The organism is Mycolicibacterium arcueilense (assembly GCF_058536225.1).
On the sequence record NZ_JBZTYL010000007.1, the window covers coordinates 1,439,132 to 1,454,776 of the forward strand.

Consider the following 15,645-nt stretch of genomic DNA (forward strand, 5'->3'; position numbering starts at 1 on the left):
AGACTGGCCAACATGTCACCGCACCCTTCCTGTCGAATCTCGGCTATAGGTCAAGGACGAGCCGTCCGGAAATGGATTCGGCCCGGGAGACACAAACGAGCATCTGTCCGGACTCGCGTTGCTGGTCGGTGAGGAGCGCGTCGCGATGCTCGACGTCGCCGGCAATGACCCGCTGGACGCAGGTTCCGCAGAACCCTTGCCGGCACGAGTAGCCCACGTTGGGCACGGCCGCCCGCAGGGCCTGAAGCGCGGTCTGGTCTGGGCCGACCTGCACAATCCTGGCGCTACGCGCCAGCTCGATTTCAAACGGAATCCCGTCGACCACCGACAGCGGTGAGAAACGCTCGACGTGCAACTCCATGCCTGAATCGAGCGGTACGACCCGGCGGACAGTCTCCACCATCGATGGCGGACCACACAGGTAGACCGCTTTCTGGTCGTCCACCCCGTCGAGGAGTTCGCTCGCGGTCAGCCGCCCATGCTCGTCACCGGTGTGCACCTGCGCCCGGTCTCCCCAGGCTGCGAGTTCATCCAGGAACGGCAGGTTGTCTCGTCGCCGTCCCGTGCAACACAACGACCACGGCACGTCGAGGCGCTCGGCGAGACGGACCATCGGCAGGATGGGTGTGATACCAATTCCGCCCGCGATGAAACGGATTTTCGCGGCCTTGGAGCCAGAACCTGGCACAGCCATCGTGAATGCGTTACGCGGATCACTGATCTCGACGGTCTGACCCACGTCCAGGCCATGGACTTCCACCGACCCACCGCTGCCTCCGGGGATCCGGCGCACGGCGATCCGATACTCCTGCGTGCGGTGTGGGTCCCCGCATAGTGAGTACTGCCGGGTGCGCCCCGACGGCAGATGAAGGTCGATGTGTGCGCCCGGGTGCCATCGGCACAGAGTCGAGCCGTCGTGGGATGTCAGGGTGAGCTCGACGACGGTGTCGTCGCGCGCGACGCTGCGTCGGTCCGCTACGAGCACGCTCTTACGGTTTGCGGCGTGTCTGAGTTCAGGCAGCTCTCCATCTCCTCCCAGACGCATCACCGTCGATACGAAGTGGGAAACGGCTGTCGCGGCCAACCGAACGATGACGTCTGGACGATCCGACCGGTAAAGCCCAGGTGGCGGTTCACCGATGTACATGGGCAGCGCGCACCGCAGGTGAGGTGGCCAGGTACGCAACCGCTTGTGCCGTGACGCCCTCGTCGACGGGGTGGTAGTCGGGCTTGAGGAGGCGCAGCCCGCTGCGGATCATGAAACCCGCGGTCGGGACAGCTCCGCGCTTACCCGAGGCACGCAGCTGCCACAAGATCCGGGCGTACCCCAGGTTCGGCAATACCGGATCCTTGTGCACCAGGAACTTCGTTCCACGCAGCAGCAGCGTGAAGAACACGACACTGACCAGGACACCCGACACGGCCTGGGCGATGAAATCCATGCCGAAGTATCTTGCGACGTTGTACGAGACGTGACGGTGCTCTACCTCCTCGGCGCCGTGCCACCGATAGAGGTCACACAACATCGGGTCGACGCCCATGTCGTCCCAGGAATTGTTCAGTGCCCAGTGCCCCAACACACCGGTGAAATGCTCTGCGGCGCAGAGCGCATGCGTGCCCGAGGCGAGTGCTTTGCGCCGCTTGTCTGAACTGGCTGTGGATACCCGCCGGTCGTACTGGTCCGCTATCCATTGCAACTGGCGATGAAAAGGCTCGGGATCAATTCCGTGTCGCCGCACAAATTCGACCAGGACCTCGTCGTGAGTGTTGGCGTGTACGGCTTCTTGGCCGATGAAGCCGATGATCTCCTCCCTCAGGTGCTCGTCTCGCACGTGCTCCAAGGCATCGGAGAGCAGTCTGCTGAACCACCGCTCGGCAACCGGCAGAAACAAGTTGAGTGCCGTCACGATGTGCGAGGCGTACGGATCCTCTGGGATCCAATGCAATGGCGCCGCATCCAACTGGACGTGAACTCGCCTCGGGCGCAACGCCACCTCCTCGGGGGCGAAGCGGTCCGCACCCGATGCGGTCTGATGTTGAGCTGGCACGCGAGTTCGACGTGCAGGTGAACCACTGCATTGTCGCGCTGAGGCCATGGACGTCTCCAGTCGTCTAGAGGTCGGTACCCAACGTCCGCCCTCAACTGATATTCGGAGCGATGGTCCTCGCGGATGAGGGTGCGAGCGACCAAGTCGAAATGATCCGCGAGGGTGTCGGCTCCGAATTACCTGCGCGGAACTGATGAACCGGCGCGCTCATCCGCACGTGTCAGATAGGTGGATTCGAATATGCCCAGCTTGACGCCGCACTTCGAGGACATACAGGCCCACTACGACCTGTCGGACGACTTCTTCCGGCTGTTCCTCGACCCGACACAGACCTACAGCTGCGCCTACTTCGAGCGTGACGACATGACCTTGGAGGAAGCACAGCTGGCCAAGATCGACCTGGCACTCGGCAAGCTGGGGCTCGAGCCGGGAATGACGTTGCTTGACATCGGCTGCGGTTGGGGAGCCACCATGAGGCGGGCGATCGAACGCTACGACGTCGACGTCGTCGGGTTGACCTTGTCCAAGAACCAGGCTGCACACGTGCAGACGATGTTCGATGCGATGGACAGCCCTCGACGCAGAAGCGTGCGATTAGCCGGCTGGGAGGAGTTCGACGAGCCGGTCGATCGGATCGTCTCGATCGGAGCATTCGAACACTTCGGTCATCAGCGTTATCCGGCCTTCTTCCGGATGGCTCATCAGGCGCTGCCGTCCGACGGCGTGATGTTGCTTCACACGATCTGCGGACTGCATCCCAACGATGCCCGCCGGTTGGGGGTGCCGATCACCTTCGAGCTGGCTCGGTTCATCAAGTTCATCCTGACCGAAATCTTTCCGGGCGGTCAGCTGCCCTCTGCGCCGATGGTGGATGAGCACGCGATCGAGAGTGGCTTCGCGTTGACCCGCGAACAATCACTGCAACCGCACTATGCGACAACGCTGGATTGCTGGGCGACCGCGTTGGAGGCCAACAGACAACGTGCGGTCGAGATCCAGTCGGAGGAGGTCTACCGGCGCTACATGAAATATCTGACGGGCTGCGCGGACCTGTTCCGGAAGGGCCAGGTGGACGTCGTCCAGTTCACTCTGGAGAAGTGCCAGTTCTTCATGGACGAGAGCGCGGGACGGTGAAAAATCGATCAGCGCTCCGGATTGTCCTGGCAAGTGGTCCATTTCGGCCGGTCATCTGCCACCTCGGCCGAGACTCTCACGCGTGATGGCAGATTCACCGCGGTCGGACAGCGACCTCGACGACCTGCTGCGCCGGGTGGCCCGAGGCGATGTCGTGGCATTCGCGATGTTCTACGACCACACCCGTGCGCGGGTTTTCGGATTGGTCAGCCGGGTCCTTCGCGATCGCGGCTATAGCGAGGAAACCACACAGGAGGTTTACCTTCAGGTATGGCGGAGCGCAGCGTCTTTCGATCCTTCGGCGGGCTCTGCGGCGGCATGGTTGATTACGCTGGCGCATCGGCGTGCGGTGGATCGCGTCCGCGCCGAGCAGGCCGCCCGTCGTCGCGATTCCAAATATGCAGCGATGTCTGGTGAGCCGCCTGTTGACATCGTGGTAGACGCGGCCGCGCTGTCAGAGGAACATCGCCAAGTGGTCGAGTGTCTGGACGCGCTGTCCGACGCACAGCGCCGGTGCATCGAATTGGCGTACTACCGCGGTTTGACCTATCCCCAGGTGTCAGAGCGGATTGCGGTCAACCTCGCCACCGTGAAGTCACGGATCCGCTCTGGCCTGTTGAGCCTCCGCCGGTGTTTGGGGGCGACATGACAGAGGCGGACGGGTCCGAACTGCTGGAGTTGGCGGCGCTCTACGCATTGGACGCGGTCTCGGACCGCGAGCGCGCCGAGATCGAACGCGGAGTCGACGGCGCGCCCGCGGACGTGGCTTCGGCCTTCGGCGAAGAGGTACAGGGCATTTGGGAGACCATGGCCATTCTCTCGAACGTGACCGCCGTCGAACCCCCGGCACGCCTGCGCCAGCGGATACTGGCTGCCGCGAACTCGTCGTCGCGTCGGAAGCGTTGGCGCCCAGCGGTGTTGGCGGCTGCTGCGGCTGTGGTGATCGCGATCGCTTCGTTCGGCGCGGGCATTGCGCTGCGGCCGACGCCGCCGGCTCCGTCGGTGGCCGAGCAGGTGTTCGGCGCCGCGGACGTACGGTCTGTCAGCGGGGTCATTCCGGCCGGCGGTACGGCTACGGTCGTCTACTCGCGGGAACGTGACGCCGCGGTGCTGGTCATGAACGGCGTTGCTCCACCCGCCGCCGACACCGTCTACCAGATGTGGCTGCTGGACGGCGGGAAGCCGAGGTCGGCCGGCACACTCAGTGCTGCGGCCGTGGGTCCGTCCGCGACCGACACGGTCCTCGATCTCGGCACCGCCAATACCCTGGCGTTCACGGTAGAGCCGGGGTCCGGCTCGGAGCAGCCTACCGGGCAGATATTCGTCCAACTGCCGCTTGAGTGACCCTGGGGGACCGCCGCGCAGGCTGATCTTCGTCGGCCGGCGCGGGCAAGTGTGCCAGCAGGTCCGAGAGACAAGCGATTCATTTTGCCGGGTGGTCGAGATGGACTCGGGACAGCGGCAACTCAGCTCGGGCGGCTCGCTACACCGGGACTAGAGAGGACGATGTGTAGCGCTGACCACCCAGGCGGCCTGCTTGCCGCTGCCGTTCTCGGCCACTGAGACGTCGTCAAATCCGGCGTCGCGACACACGGCAGCGAACGCCTCGGCCTGCTGCTGCGTCCAGCCGTGGCTGGCCAATCCGGTGGCGTCGACCGGTGATTGACGCTCGATCGCGATCAACCGTCCGCTCGGTACCAGCACGCGGTGGGCCTCGGCGACCGCCTTGTCGACGTCCTGCCAGTGGTGCACGGTGGCCAGCGCCCACACCACCGTCGCAGAACCGCCCGGCACGGGCAGTGCTTCTGCGGTGCCCTCGCGCCAGGTGATGGGTGCGCGTTTCGGCGTGACCATCCGGGCGATGCGCAACATGGTGGACGAGGGATCGACGCCGGTCACCTGCGCTCCGCGGCGGGCGGCCACCCGGGCGGCGGTGCCCGGTCCGCAACCGACGTCCACGACATGGTCTGCCGACGAGAGTTGCGCGATGTCGGCGGCCAACCGGGCCTTCGCCCGGCCCACCAGGAGGAAGGCCAGCCCGCACAACACCCCGGTGACGCCCGAAAAGCCGGGGTGGTCGGCATGGTGATTGATCGCACGCGCGGCGTTCATAGGTAGACCTTGCCGGTTCAAGGTGGGTTGAAGTCAAATGGCGGCATGGACCTGATCCCGATCGGCGACGCCGCGGCGAGGCTGCAGATGAGCCCGTCGGCGTTGCGGTACTACGACGAACGTGGGCTGGTGTCCCCGCGGCAGCGGCAGGCCGGAAAGCGGATGTACGGGCCCGAGGAGCTGCGCCGGCTCGCATTGCTCAAGATTGTGAACCGGTTGGGTCTTCCGCTCGACACCGCGGCCGCGGTGCTGGACGCGCCGAGTGAGCAGTGGCGCGAGACGGTGCGCGAGCAGATCGCCGCGCTGGATCGGGTGATAGCGCAAGCGCAAGGGGCGCAACAGTTTCTGACTCATGCGTTGCGTTGCCCCAAAGATCACCCGGCACGTGAATGCGACACGATGATCGGCGCGCTGGACCGGCTCGTCGATGGGATGAGCGTCGAGGAACTTGCCAACGACCAGGCCGGGTGGCTCGTGGACTGACCCTCTCAGCGCACTTGCGCGCGTCCCCGCTCGATCACGGAGCTACGGCTGGCTGCGATGTCGTCACCCGACGCCGTAGCCATCCAGGCGCGGGCCGAGGCCGCTTCGATCCACAGCCCCTGATCGGTCTGGGACTCATCGATGCGGTGGTACGACGCGAGCAGCGCCCGGACCGCAGCCTGATTGTTGGCGACGATCGAGGCGGCCACCCGGCGGGCCGTGGGCAGCAATTCGTCGTGGGGGACGACCTCGGTGACCAGGCCGGCGCGCAGCGCCTCGGTGGCCGAGAGGTAGTCGCCGGTCAGACTCATCCGCCGGGCCAGGCCCACCCCGACCTTCTGCGGCAGGCGCACGCTCAGGCCCCAGGTCGGCAACAGCCCGACCCGGGCGTGGGTGTCGGCGAACTTGGCCTGCTCGGAGGCGATCAGGATGTCGCAGTACAGCGCCAGCTCCAGGCCACCGGTGACCGCGGCGCCGTTGATGGCCCCGATCACCGGCTTGGTCATGGCCGGCCACTTGGGGGAGATGTCGGGCAGCTCGGTGGTGTTGCCGAGTTCCTTGAGGTCCAGGCCCGCGCAGAACACCGGATCGGCGCCGGTGAGGATCACGACGTCCACGTCATCGTCGGCCTGCGCGTCGCGCAGCGCAGCGTAGAACTCGGTGCGCAACTGCGCCGAGAGCGCGTTGCGTGACTGGGGCCGGTTCAGCGTCAGGGTGCGAACCCGGTCGGTGGTGTCGATCAGCAGGACGTCATCACTCATCCGATCAACCTATCGTGGGGGCATGTGCCGCAATATCACCGAGTTGCGTGGGCTGGAGCCCGCCGCCACTGACGAAGAAATCGAGGCCGCGGCGCGCCAGTACGTGCGCAAGGTCAGCGGGATCACCCGTCCGGCCGGCGCCAACGTCGAGGCGTTCGAGGCCGCCGTCGCCGAGGTCACCGCCACGACCACCCGGCTGCTCGACGGGCTGGCTCCGCGCCGGCAGCCACCCAAGACTGTCCCGCCACTGCGTCGTCCAGACGTTCGGGCCCGGCTGGCAACGTGACCCAACCAGCGCTCAAGGAGTGGAGCGCGGCCGTACATGCGCTGCTCGACGGTCGACAGACCGTGCTGCTGCGCAAGGGCGGCATCCACGAAAAACGGTTCTCGGTAGCCGCACCGGAATTCGTGCTTTTCCCGACGATCGCGCACAGCCACGCCGAACGGGTGCGCCTCGAACACCATGACCTGCTCGCTGAGGCGTCCGCCGACAGCACCGAGGACGCCGTGACGGTTCGCGCCGGAGCGAAAGTCGTTGCCGCAGTCGAGGTCAACCGTCCCGAGTCGATCGACGACCTGGCCGACCTGCACATCTGGACCGCCGGATCGGTGCGGGCCGACCGCCTCGATTTCCGCCCCAAACACCGCCTGACCGTCCTGGTCGTCCAGGTGGCTCCGTTGCGCACGCCGATTCAGTTGGCGCGCACGCCCGAGTTCGCCGGGTGTAAGAGCTGGGTTGACCTTGCGGTGCAGGCGGACTGGGGCCTGCCGGTGCACGACGACGCGATGTTGCGCGGCGTCGCCGAGCGGGTTCGAACCTCAGTCGGCTGAGGGCTACCCGCTTGTGCGGCGAGTTGCAGTCCCGAGGTGACCGTAATTCGCCGCGTTGTTCTTCGGTCGGGGGCCTATGTTCACGCCGGCGGCACCGGGCCGGCCGGCAACACCACCCGCGAAACCCCGCCCTGACCGTGATGCACGGTATGGGCGGCCCGTACCAGCTGAGAACCGGAGATCGGCGGCTCGGCGGTGCCCAGGTTACGGGCGAAGCGTGGATGTGAGCCGCCGGCGATCAGCAGCCGGATCCGTGACCCCGCAGCGAAGCGATGTGCGACGGCGTCGAGCTCGAGCCGAACCGGCCCGGTGTGATCGTTCAACCGGAGGAACCCGTCGGACACGTTGCGGGACCGGCCTTTTGCGTCCACCTCGCTGATCCGGACGAAGATGTCGTGATGTGGGTTGTCGCAGCTGTGGGCCAGTTCGACGACCGGGTTTCCGGCTACATACAGATCGGCCGGAAGCGGATCGCCGGTGAACGTCAGCACGTCGTTGCGCCGGGCCAGTCGAGTGTCGTCGCGGTATCCGCCGGCCGCGGCCAGCAGTCGGCCGCCGACGGTCGGCGTCGGGTCCGCGGGGTCATAGGTGAATGATGACGCCGGGGCGGTGTCCGGCGGCGCGCTATCGGTCAGGCGACCCGTCGGCTGCAGGAACAACTCGTGCTCCGGCATGACCGGCGGCCAGTCGGCCAGCTCCACCCAGCCGCGCCCGTTGACATGGATCCGGACAGTGCTGCGGCTGGTCTCGCCGTGACCGGCCAGGTGGGCGCCCAGCCAGTCCAGCGATTCGCCGACCACGGTGGTGAGTCCCTTGGTCATCAGCTGGGTGTGAGTCCACGGACCGACCGTCAACGCCACCGGGACACCGCGCCGGTGCAGCTGCTTGTACTGCTCCAAGGTCTGGTCGAGGAACAGGTCCTGCCATCCACTGAGCAGCAGGATGGGCACCTCGGCCTGCTGCAATGCGTCGTCGAACCGCAGCAGGTCCCAGAACGGATCGTCGCGTTCGGGATGTTCCAGCCAGGATTCGTACCACGGTGCGCCGGTGCCGAGCAGCTGACGGCCGGCTGCGCCCATGGGCAGACCGGCGGTCGCCTTGGCGAGCTCGGCGGGCCCGCGCAGCTGCCGCGACAGGGCCTGCAGCACGCCGGGTTCCTCCTGGCGGGCGACCATCGCGCTCCACCCGAGGAAGTCGTTGAGGGAGAACGAACCGGTGCCCCAGGAGGATGCACTGAAGTCGTGCGGGCCGACGGTGATGACGGCGGCCTTCATCTCCGGCGGCGGATCGGCCAGCAGCGCCCACTGGGTGAAGCCGAGGTAGGACAGGCCCACGGTGGCGAACGAGCCGGTGAACCACGGCTGGTCGCGCAGCCAGGCCACGGTGTCGGCGCCGTCGGCCATTTCGTGGACCATCGGCGTGAACTGCCCGCCCGAGCCGAACGTGCCGCGCACACTCTGCAGCACCACGTGATAGCCGCGCGCCGCGTACACCTGAGCGAACAGCGGCGAGAACGGGAAGCGACGGCCGTACGGCCCGCGCACCAGCAGAGTGCCCGCGGGACGGTCGGTGACGGGTGCGTAGTGATCGGCGATCAGCTCGACGCCGTCGCGCATCGGCACCCGCAGCCCGTGCTGCACCGTGAAGTCGGTCGTCTGCGGCGGCAGACCCAGAACCTTGCTGACCGTTTTACCGGCGTACCGGCGGAACTTGCTCACGCAACCAGGTTACGGATGCACCGCCGCGGTGCTCGGACTCGGTGGTGCTCAGAACTTGTAGTACGGCGCGAGTTCGTGGGCCCGCTGCAGGTTGATCTGCAGGCAGTCCGGCCGATCCGGGGAGTGGACCGGCGAGTAGAACAGCGACTGCTGGATGAGGCCGTAGCTGGTCTTGAAGGCGATCATGCAGGTGACCCACCACCGGTCGTTCCAGTCGGTCGGCTTCATGATCCAGTACTGGGCCGCCCGGTGACCGTCGACGTCCAACTCGACCGCGTCGGCCGGGATGGTCTGCTCGTAGGTGCGCCACACGAACGCTTCGACGGCCATCTGGTAATTGCCGGCGTCGTAGTGGCAGCGCAGGCTGTCCTCGGGCTCCGGCGGGGTATAGGCCAGGCCGATCCGCTGGACCGCGTCGAACGGAATGTCGTTGCAGGGATCGAACGGTGAGGGGTCCGTGGTCTCGACGACCGGCCACTTGATCGTGGTGGACACGTTGGTCATCGGGAGGTCGGTGACGTCGAGTTGGAGCGGGCCCGAGGCTGCGCCTTCGGTCTGGCTCGGCTGCCACACCACGAGCACCGCCGCGACCAACGCCGCAACCAGCCCTGTCGAAGCCGAAAGTAGGCGCAACTTGGCGGCCATCACACCCCCTCGTAGTTTGGTGGCAAAACGATCCCCGGCTTGCGGGGAGTGTAGCGGTCCGTCGCGACGGACTCGACCATAAACGAGAACCTGTTCTAGTTGTCAACGGCCCGCCGTCGCGCCGCCCGGTTAGGCTGGTCCGTTGTGGTGGTGCAACTGTGATGATTGATCACGAATCGAGGGACCGGCAGCCGGTTCTGTGGGCGATCAGCGATCTGCATACCGGTCACAACGGGAACAAGCCGGTGACCGAGTCGCTGTATCCGGCCTCGCCGGACGATTGGCTGATCGTCGCGGGTGATGTCGGGGAGCGCACGGATGAGATCCGCTGGGCTCTGGACCTGCTGCGCAAGCGGTTCGCGAAAGTCATCTGGGTTCCGGGCAACCACGAACTGTGGACCACGAACAAGGACCCGATGCAGATCTTCGGCCGGTCCCGCTATGACTATCTGGTCGACATGTGCGACCAGATGGGTGTCATCACGCCCGAGCACCCGTTCCCGGTGTGGACCGAACAGGGTGGCCCGGCCACGATCGTGCCGATGTTCCTGCTCTACGACTACACCTTCCTGCCCGAGGGAGCCTCGACCAAGGCCGAGGGGCTGGCCATCGCCCGGGACCGGAACGTCGTCGGCACCGATGAGTTCCTGTTGTCCAGTGAGCCCTACGCGACCCGCGATGCCTGGTGCCGTGAGCGGGTGGCGGCCACCCGCAAGCGACTCGAAGACCTGGACTGGATGACCCCGACGGTTCAGGTCAACCACTTTCCGATGGTCCGCGAACCCTGCGATGCGATGTTCTATCCGGAGTTCTCGTTGTGGTGCGGTACGACGGCCACCAGGGACTGGCACACCCGGTACAACGCGATCTGCTCGGTATACGGTCACCTGCACATTCCCCGCACCACGTGGTACGACGATGTGCGCTTCGAAGAGGTTTCGGTCGGTTATCCGCGGGAGTGGCGCCGCCGCAAACCCTTCCGTTGGCTGCGCCAGATCCTGCCGGACCCCAATTACACGCCCGGGTATCTCAACGAGTTCGGCGGACATTTCCAGATCACGGCCGAGATGCGCGCCCACGCACAGCAGATGCAGGAACGCATCAAGGCGAGGCGCGCATGAGCGGAACGTTGTTGGGGCAGGTGCTGCCCGACATGCCCGACAAGCTCGCGGCGGCCGAGTTGTACGACGACCCGCCGGGTCTGACGGCGCTGCCGGAGGAAGCGGAACTGGTGGCCCGCGCGGTGGCCAAGCGGCGCAACGAGTTCACCACGGTGCGCTACTGCGCCCGCCAGGCGTTGGGCGAGCTGGGTGTGGGGCCGGTCCCGATCCTCAAGGGGGACAAGGGCGAGCCGTGCTGGCCCGACGGCATCGTCGGCAGCCTGACGCACTGTCAGGGCTTCCGCGGCGCGGTGGTCGGCCGGGTTGGCGGTGTCCGCTCCGTCGGCATCGACGCCGAACCGCACGACGTGCTGCCCGACGGGGTGCTGGGCGCCATCTCGCTGCCGTTGGAGCGCTCCGAGCTCGGCGGGCTGCCGGACGGTCTGCACTGGGACCGAATCCTGTTCTGCGCCAAGGAGGCCACCTACAAGGCCTGGTACCCGCTGACCCATCGTTGGCTCGGGTTCGAGGATGCCCACATCACGTTCGGGGTGGACGGGTCGGGCACGGCCGGAACGTTTCGTTCCCAGATCCTCATCGACCCGGCCGCCGAACACGGGCCGCCGCTGACCGCCCTGGCCGGCCGCTGGTCGGTGCGCGACGGCGTCACGTTGACGGCGATCGTGCTGTGAGCCGACCGGTTCCGGACCCCGGCCTGGTGATCGTCGACAAGCCGGCCGGTATGACCAGCCATGACGTAGTGGGGCGGTGTCGGCGACTGTTCGGCACCCGCAAGGTCGGTCATGCCGGCACGCTCGACCCGATGGCGACCGGGGTGCTGGTGGTCGGGATCGAACGCGCCACCAAGATCCTCGGTCTGCTCACCGCCACCGACAAGTCGTATTCGGCAACGATCCGGCTGGGGCAGACCACCACGACCGAAGATGCCGAAGGTGAAGTGCTGCAGTCGGTCTCAGCGGTAGGCGTGACCGGTGCGCAGATCGAGGCAGCGGTCGGGGCGTTGCGCGGAGACATCGAACAGGTGCCCTCGGCGGTCAGCGCCATCAAGGTCGGCGGTCAGCGGGCCTACAAGCTGGCCCGCGAAGGGCAGACCGTCGAGCTGGCCGCCCGGCCCGTACGCATCGGCCGGTTCGAAGTCCTCGCCGTCCGGCGGGTGGACGACTTCGTCGACGTTGATGTCGAGGTGGACTGTTCCTCGGGGACCTATATCCGCGCCCTGGCTCGCGACGTGGGTGTGGCGCTGGGCGTAGGTGGGCACCTGACGGCGCTGCGGCGTACCAAGGTCGGTCGGTACGGCCTCGACGAGGCCCGCACCTTGGACGAGCTCGCCGAGGAGGCGCGGCTGAGCTACTCGCTCGACGAGGCCTGCCTGGTGGGGTTTCAGCGCCGCGACCTGACCGACGCGGAAACCGAGGACACCCGGCACGGCCGGGCGCTCACCCCGGCTGGCATCGACGGGGTCTACGCCGCCACCGCGCCCGACGGGCGGGTCATCGCACTGCTGCAGGAAGGCTCGTCACGCACCAAGAACGTGGTGGTGCTGCGGCCCGCAACCCTGTAATCGGCGCTCAAAGCTGGCCGTGGCGAGGCGGATTCGTGCCGGAAAGCGTGTAGTTGCCGATGTGGCGGATCTTCCAGCGCGTGGCATCGTGCAGCGTGTGGGTGCGGGCGTCACGCCAGTACCGCGACAGGTTGCCCGACGCCGAGGCGCTGCGGGTGCCGCCGAATTCGAACAGTGCGCTGCCGGCCTCCACCGCGGCCCGGGCGGCGGCCACCTTGGCGATCGCGACCGCGATCGAGGCCTCCGCGGCGCTGTCCTCGGTGAGATCGGCGCGGGCCGCGTCGACCTGCCGGGCCGCCTCGGCGAGCAACGCCTGAGCGCCCCGCACCGTCACCGTCAGCTCACCGGCGACCTGTACGAGGGTCGGATCCTCGACGGCGCTGGACACCGACGCCTCGAAATGCGGACGGGCGTTGGCCGCCTGACGCACCCCTTCCTCCAGCGCGGCTGTCGCGATGCCCACGTCCAGGGCCGCGTGCAACAGCTGAGCCCGCGCCCCGTAGACCGTGGGCCGCGTGAAGATCGGGCTGAACTCGACGACGTGCTCCGCCGGCACCTCGACGGCATCGAGCGTGACGGTGCCCGAGGCCGTGGTCCGCTGGCCCATGCCATCCCAGTCGTCGACAACCTCGAGCCCACGGGCATCGTGGGGGACGAACGCGATGGCCTTGGGCGTGGCGGCCGTCGGCACCAGCCCCGAGCCATCGGAGCGCGACGCCCGCACGATCAGCCAGTCGGCGAACAACGCTCCCGTCGAGTAGTACTTGCGGCCGTCGAGCAGATAGCCCGAGCCCGAGGCGGTGAGCGTCGTGGTGTCCACGTCGACGGGATGAGGACCCCGTTCGGACTGGGCGTTGGCGAACAGCGCCCCGTCCAGTACCAGCCCGTAGAAATAGGCCTGCTGCGCCGGCGTGCCCTGCAGCCGCAGGGCCTCCAGGAACGTGAAATGCGAGTGCGGGATCTGTGCGATCGACGGATCACCGTGCGCCAGTAGACGGAACACCTCGGCGAGCACCGACACAGGCACGTCGAGCCCGCCGTACTCGGTCGGCACGGTCAGCGCCAGCAGGCCTGACTCCTTGAGCGCCTGAACCTGCTCGTGCGGCAGGATCCGGTGCGCGTCACGGGCGCCGGCGGCTTCGGCGAACGACCTCGACAACCGCGCCGCCGCGCCCAGCGCCGTCTCCACCGACGTGATGCGGGTGGCGCCGGCCAGATCGGTCATCGCGGTGCACCGACGAAGGGGATCGACGCGGGCGCACCGGTTTGTGCGCCTCCGCCGAACAGCCCGCGCTCCCGCAGGATCGGCACCACACCCTCGCCGAACCAGAACAACTCCTCCAGGTGGGGATAGCCCGAGAAGATGAACTCGTCGATGCCGATCTCGGCGTACTCGGCGATCCGGTCGGCCACCTCGGTGTGCGACCCGACCAGCGCGGTGCCTGCCCCGCCCCGCACCAAACCGACGCCCGACCACAGATTGGGCGCGATCTCCAGGCTGCGGGCGTCACTCCAGGTGCCGTTGGCGCGGTTGGCCTCGTGCAGGGCACGCATGCGCTTCTGACCCTCGGACTGGCTGCGGGACAACCCGGCCTGTGCGGCGGCTACCGTCTCCTCGTCGAGCGCGGCGACCAGCCGATCGGCCTGGGCCCACGCCTCCTCGGACGTGTCCCGCGAGATGGTGTGCAGGCGGATACCGAATCGCAGCTTGCGTCCCTGCTCCTCGCCGAGCGCCCGGATCCACTCGATCTTCTCCCGCACCGCGGCCGGCGGCTCGCCCCAGGTCAGGTAGACGTCGGAGTGCCGGGCCGCCACCGGGCCGGCGGCCTGCGAGCTGCCGCCGAAGTACAGCGGCGGAACCGGGGTCGGGGGCAGGGCCAGCGAGGCCTCCTCGACGTCGATGTACTCACCCTTGTGGGTCACGGTCTCGCCGGCCCACAACCGGCGCACCACGTCGAGGAACTCGTCGCAACGTGCATACCGGGCGTCCTTGTCCAGGTGGTCGCCGAAGGCCCGCTGCTCGTGTGCCTCGCCGCCGACGACGACGTTGAGCAGGATCCGGCCGGGTGCATGTCGGGCGAACGTCGCGGCCATCTGCGCCGACAGCGTCGGGCTCACCAGGCCTGGGCGGAAGGCCACCAGGAACGCGAGCGACGTAGTCTCGCGGGCCAGCAGCGCCGCGGTGATGAAGGCGTCCTCGCACCAGGCACCCGTCGGGATCAGCGCGCCGGTGAAACCGAACCGCTCGGCCGAGCGGACGATCGAGGCCAGGTAGTCGATCGAGGCCTCGCGGTCGCCGCCGGCAGAACCGGCGGGCGTGCCGTGGCCGCCGCCGACGATGAGCCGGCTGTCGCCGTAGGTGGGTAGGAACCAGTGCAGAGAGACAGTCACGAACAGGACATCTTGGTGCCGAAAAGGCTATTGCACACGGGTAAAAATCGCGGTGATCGTGTCTCCGCAGGGGCGATCAGCTCGCGACGACCCAGATCGCCTCGGCCGCCGGATTGCCCAGCTCGACCTGGACGCTGGTGTCGTCTCCCGCGGTGGCGGCGCTGCCGGCCTTACCCGGACTTTGTACGGCCACCGAGATCACGCCGGCGAAATCGCGCCGCGCCACCACCCGGACCCGCGAATCGAGGCTGATCCCGACGCTGTCGAAATACCGCAACATCTCCGGATCGGCATCGGAGATCCGGGCCACCGTGCCGGCGTCGCCGTCCTGGCAGGCCGAGAGCTGGCGGGCCGGCGGCGTGGGCACCTGGCCGTCGGCGGCCGGGATCGGATCTCCGTGCGGATCGCGGGTGGGGTGGCCCAGCTTGGCGTCGATCCGGTCCAGCATCCGGTCGGACACCGCGTGCTCGAGGATCTCGGCCTCGTCGTGCACCTCGTCCCAGCCGTAGCCCAGCTCCTGGACCAGGAACGTCTCCATCAGCCGGTGCCGGCGGACCATCGCCAGCGCCGCGCGCCGGCCGGCATCGGTCAGCGTCACCGCGCCGTACTTCTCGTGGTGGACCAAGCCCTGGTCGGCGAGTTTGCGAATGGATTCGGACGCCGTGGATGCCGACACGCCGATCCGCTCGGCCAGCAGTTTTGTGCTGACCTTTTCGCGAGACCATTCCTGGGCCGTCCAGATGACTTTCAGATAGTCCTGGGCAACCGTGGAGAGGTCTTGGTGGTTACCGTCTGGACTCACAGTAGGAAAGTTTAGGCAATCATCACCTGATCGGGGGA

General features: G+C 67.3%; 18 protein-coding genes. 9 read left to right on the forward strand and 9 right to left on the reverse strand.

From position 1 onward, the window contains the following. Positions 1–43 precede the first annotated feature (43 nt). Both AC4LGL_RS11190 and AC4LGL_RS11195 read right to left on the reverse strand, forming a co-directional pair. Complete coding sequence (locus AC4LGL_RS11190) at positions 44–985, reverse strand: PDR/VanB family oxidoreductase (RefSeq protein ID WP_491838754.1); 942 nt, start codon at positions 983–985, stop codon at positions 44–46. Positions 986–1,133: 148 nt separating this feature from the next. Then, positions 1,134–2,048 (reverse strand): metal-dependent hydrolase, encoded by a 915-nt coding sequence (locus tag AC4LGL_RS11195; RefSeq protein ID WP_491838755.1) that lies wholly within the window; start codon positions 2,046–2,048, stop codon positions 1,134–1,136. A gap of 240 nt (positions 2,049–2,288) precedes the next feature. Here AC4LGL_RS11195 and AC4LGL_RS11200 point away from each other — a divergent pair, with 240 nt between their 5' ends. From AC4LGL_RS11200 to AC4LGL_RS11210, 3 genes are all read left to right on the forward strand, one after another. Next, the gene (locus tag AC4LGL_RS11200) at positions 2,289–3,182 is read left to right on the forward strand and encodes a cyclopropane mycolic acid synthase family methyltransferase (RefSeq protein WP_491838756.1); all 894 of its coding nucleotides are present in this window, start codon (positions 2,289–2,291) and stop codon (positions 3,180–3,182) included. Positions 3,183–3,267: 85 nt separating this feature from the next. Further along, on the forward strand, positions 3,268–3,831 hold the full coding sequence (sigK, locus tag AC4LGL_RS11205; protein WP_491838757.1) for an ECF RNA polymerase sigma factor SigK: 564 nt from the start codon (positions 3,268–3,270) through the stop codon (positions 3,829–3,831). Then, on the forward strand, positions 3,828–4,526 hold the full coding sequence (locus tag AC4LGL_RS11210) for an anti-sigma factor (protein ID WP_491838758.1): 699 nt from the start codon (positions 3,828–3,830) through the stop codon (positions 4,524–4,526). Before sigK ends, AC4LGL_RS11210 begins: the two co-directional genes overlap by 4 nt. 150 nt (positions 4,527–4,676) lie before the next feature. Here the strand turns inward: AC4LGL_RS11210 and AC4LGL_RS11215 are convergent, their stop codons facing one another. Beyond that, positions 4,677–5,294, reverse strand: coding sequence for a class I SAM-dependent methyltransferase (locus AC4LGL_RS11215; protein ID WP_491838759.1), 618 nt, complete (start codon positions 5,292–5,294; stop codon positions 4,677–4,679). A gap of 45 nt (positions 5,295–5,339) precedes the next feature. On the opposite strand from AC4LGL_RS11215, the gene AC4LGL_RS11220 reads away from it, so the two are divergent. Next, complete coding sequence (locus AC4LGL_RS11220) at positions 5,340–5,777, forward strand: MerR family transcriptional regulator (protein WP_055113100.1); 438 nt, start codon at positions 5,340–5,342, stop codon at positions 5,775–5,777. 5 nt (positions 5,778–5,782) lie between these two features. Here AC4LGL_RS11220 and AC4LGL_RS11225 read toward each other — a convergent pair whose 3' ends face one another. After that, positions 5,783–6,538, reverse strand: a complete 756-nt coding sequence (locus tag AC4LGL_RS11225; RefSeq protein WP_491838760.1) for an enoyl-CoA hydratase — start codon at positions 6,536–6,538, stop codon at positions 5,783–5,785. A gap of 22 nt (positions 6,539–6,560) precedes the next feature. Between AC4LGL_RS11225 and AC4LGL_RS11230 the strand changes: the two genes are divergently transcribed. Beyond that, positions 6,561–6,824: a DUF2277 domain-containing protein gene (locus AC4LGL_RS11230; protein WP_491838761.1), complete on the forward strand. Its 264-nt coding sequence runs from the start codon at positions 6,561–6,563 to the stop codon at positions 6,822–6,824. Beyond that, on the forward strand, positions 6,821–7,369 hold the full coding sequence (locus AC4LGL_RS11235) for a DUF1802 family protein (protein WP_491838762.1): 549 nt from the start codon (positions 6,821–6,823) through the stop codon (positions 7,367–7,369). The genes AC4LGL_RS11230 and AC4LGL_RS11235 overlap by 4 nt, the downstream gene beginning before the upstream one ends. Positions 7,370–7,449: 80 nt before the next feature. Here the strand turns inward: AC4LGL_RS11235 and AC4LGL_RS11240 are convergent, their stop codons facing one another. Beyond that, complete coding sequence (locus AC4LGL_RS11240) at positions 7,450–9,087, reverse strand: CocE/NonD family hydrolase (protein ID WP_491838763.1); 1,638 nt, start codon at positions 9,085–9,087, stop codon at positions 7,450–7,452. A 48-nt stretch (positions 9,088–9,135) separates the two neighbouring features. Beyond that, complete coding sequence (locus AC4LGL_RS11245) at positions 9,136–9,732, reverse strand: DUF3558 domain-containing protein (protein ID WP_491838764.1); 597 nt, start codon at positions 9,730–9,732, stop codon at positions 9,136–9,138. Between the two features lie 161 nt (positions 9,733–9,893). On the opposite strand from AC4LGL_RS11245, the gene pptH reads away from it, so the two are divergent. Genes pptH through truB form a run of 3 tightly spaced genes read left to right on the forward strand, consistent with a single transcriptional unit; the run spans position 9,894 to position 12,414 of the window. Next, positions 9,894–10,853, forward strand: a complete 960-nt coding sequence (pptH, locus tag AC4LGL_RS11250; protein WP_491838765.1) for an ACP phosphodiesterase PptH — start codon at positions 9,894–9,896, stop codon at positions 10,851–10,853. Then, complete coding sequence (pptT, locus tag AC4LGL_RS11255) at positions 10,850–11,524, forward strand: 4'-phosphopantetheinyl transferase PptT (protein ID WP_491838766.1); 675 nt, start codon at positions 10,850–10,852, stop codon at positions 11,522–11,524. The genes pptH and pptT overlap by 4 nt, the downstream gene beginning before the upstream one ends. Next, a complete protein-coding gene (truB, locus tag AC4LGL_RS11260; RefSeq protein ID WP_491838767.1) occupies positions 11,521–12,414 on the forward strand; it encodes a tRNA pseudouridine(55) synthase TruB in 894 nt (297 codons plus the stop codon). The genes pptT and truB overlap by 4 nt, the downstream gene beginning before the upstream one ends. A gap of 7 nt (positions 12,415–12,421) precedes the next feature. Here truB and AC4LGL_RS11265 read toward each other — a convergent pair whose 3' ends face one another. From AC4LGL_RS11265 to mntR, 3 genes are all read right to left on the reverse strand, one after another. Continuing rightward, a complete protein-coding gene (locus AC4LGL_RS11265; RefSeq protein WP_491838768.1) occupies positions 12,422–13,639 on the reverse strand; it encodes an SfnB family sulfur acquisition oxidoreductase in 1,218 nt (405 codons plus the stop codon). Continuing rightward, entirely contained in the window at positions 13,636–14,805 is a 1,170-nt protein-coding gene (locus AC4LGL_RS11270; protein ID WP_491838769.1) for an LLM class flavin-dependent oxidoreductase, read from the reverse strand. Before AC4LGL_RS11270 ends, AC4LGL_RS11265 begins: the two co-directional genes overlap by 4 nt. Before the next feature lie 76 nt (positions 14,806–14,881). Continuing rightward, positions 14,882–15,607: a manganese-binding transcriptional regulator MntR gene (gene mntR, locus AC4LGL_RS11275; RefSeq protein WP_055113112.1), complete on the reverse strand. Its 726-nt coding sequence runs from the start codon at positions 15,605–15,607 to the stop codon at positions 14,882–14,884. Positions 15,608–15,645: the final 38 nt, after the last annotated feature.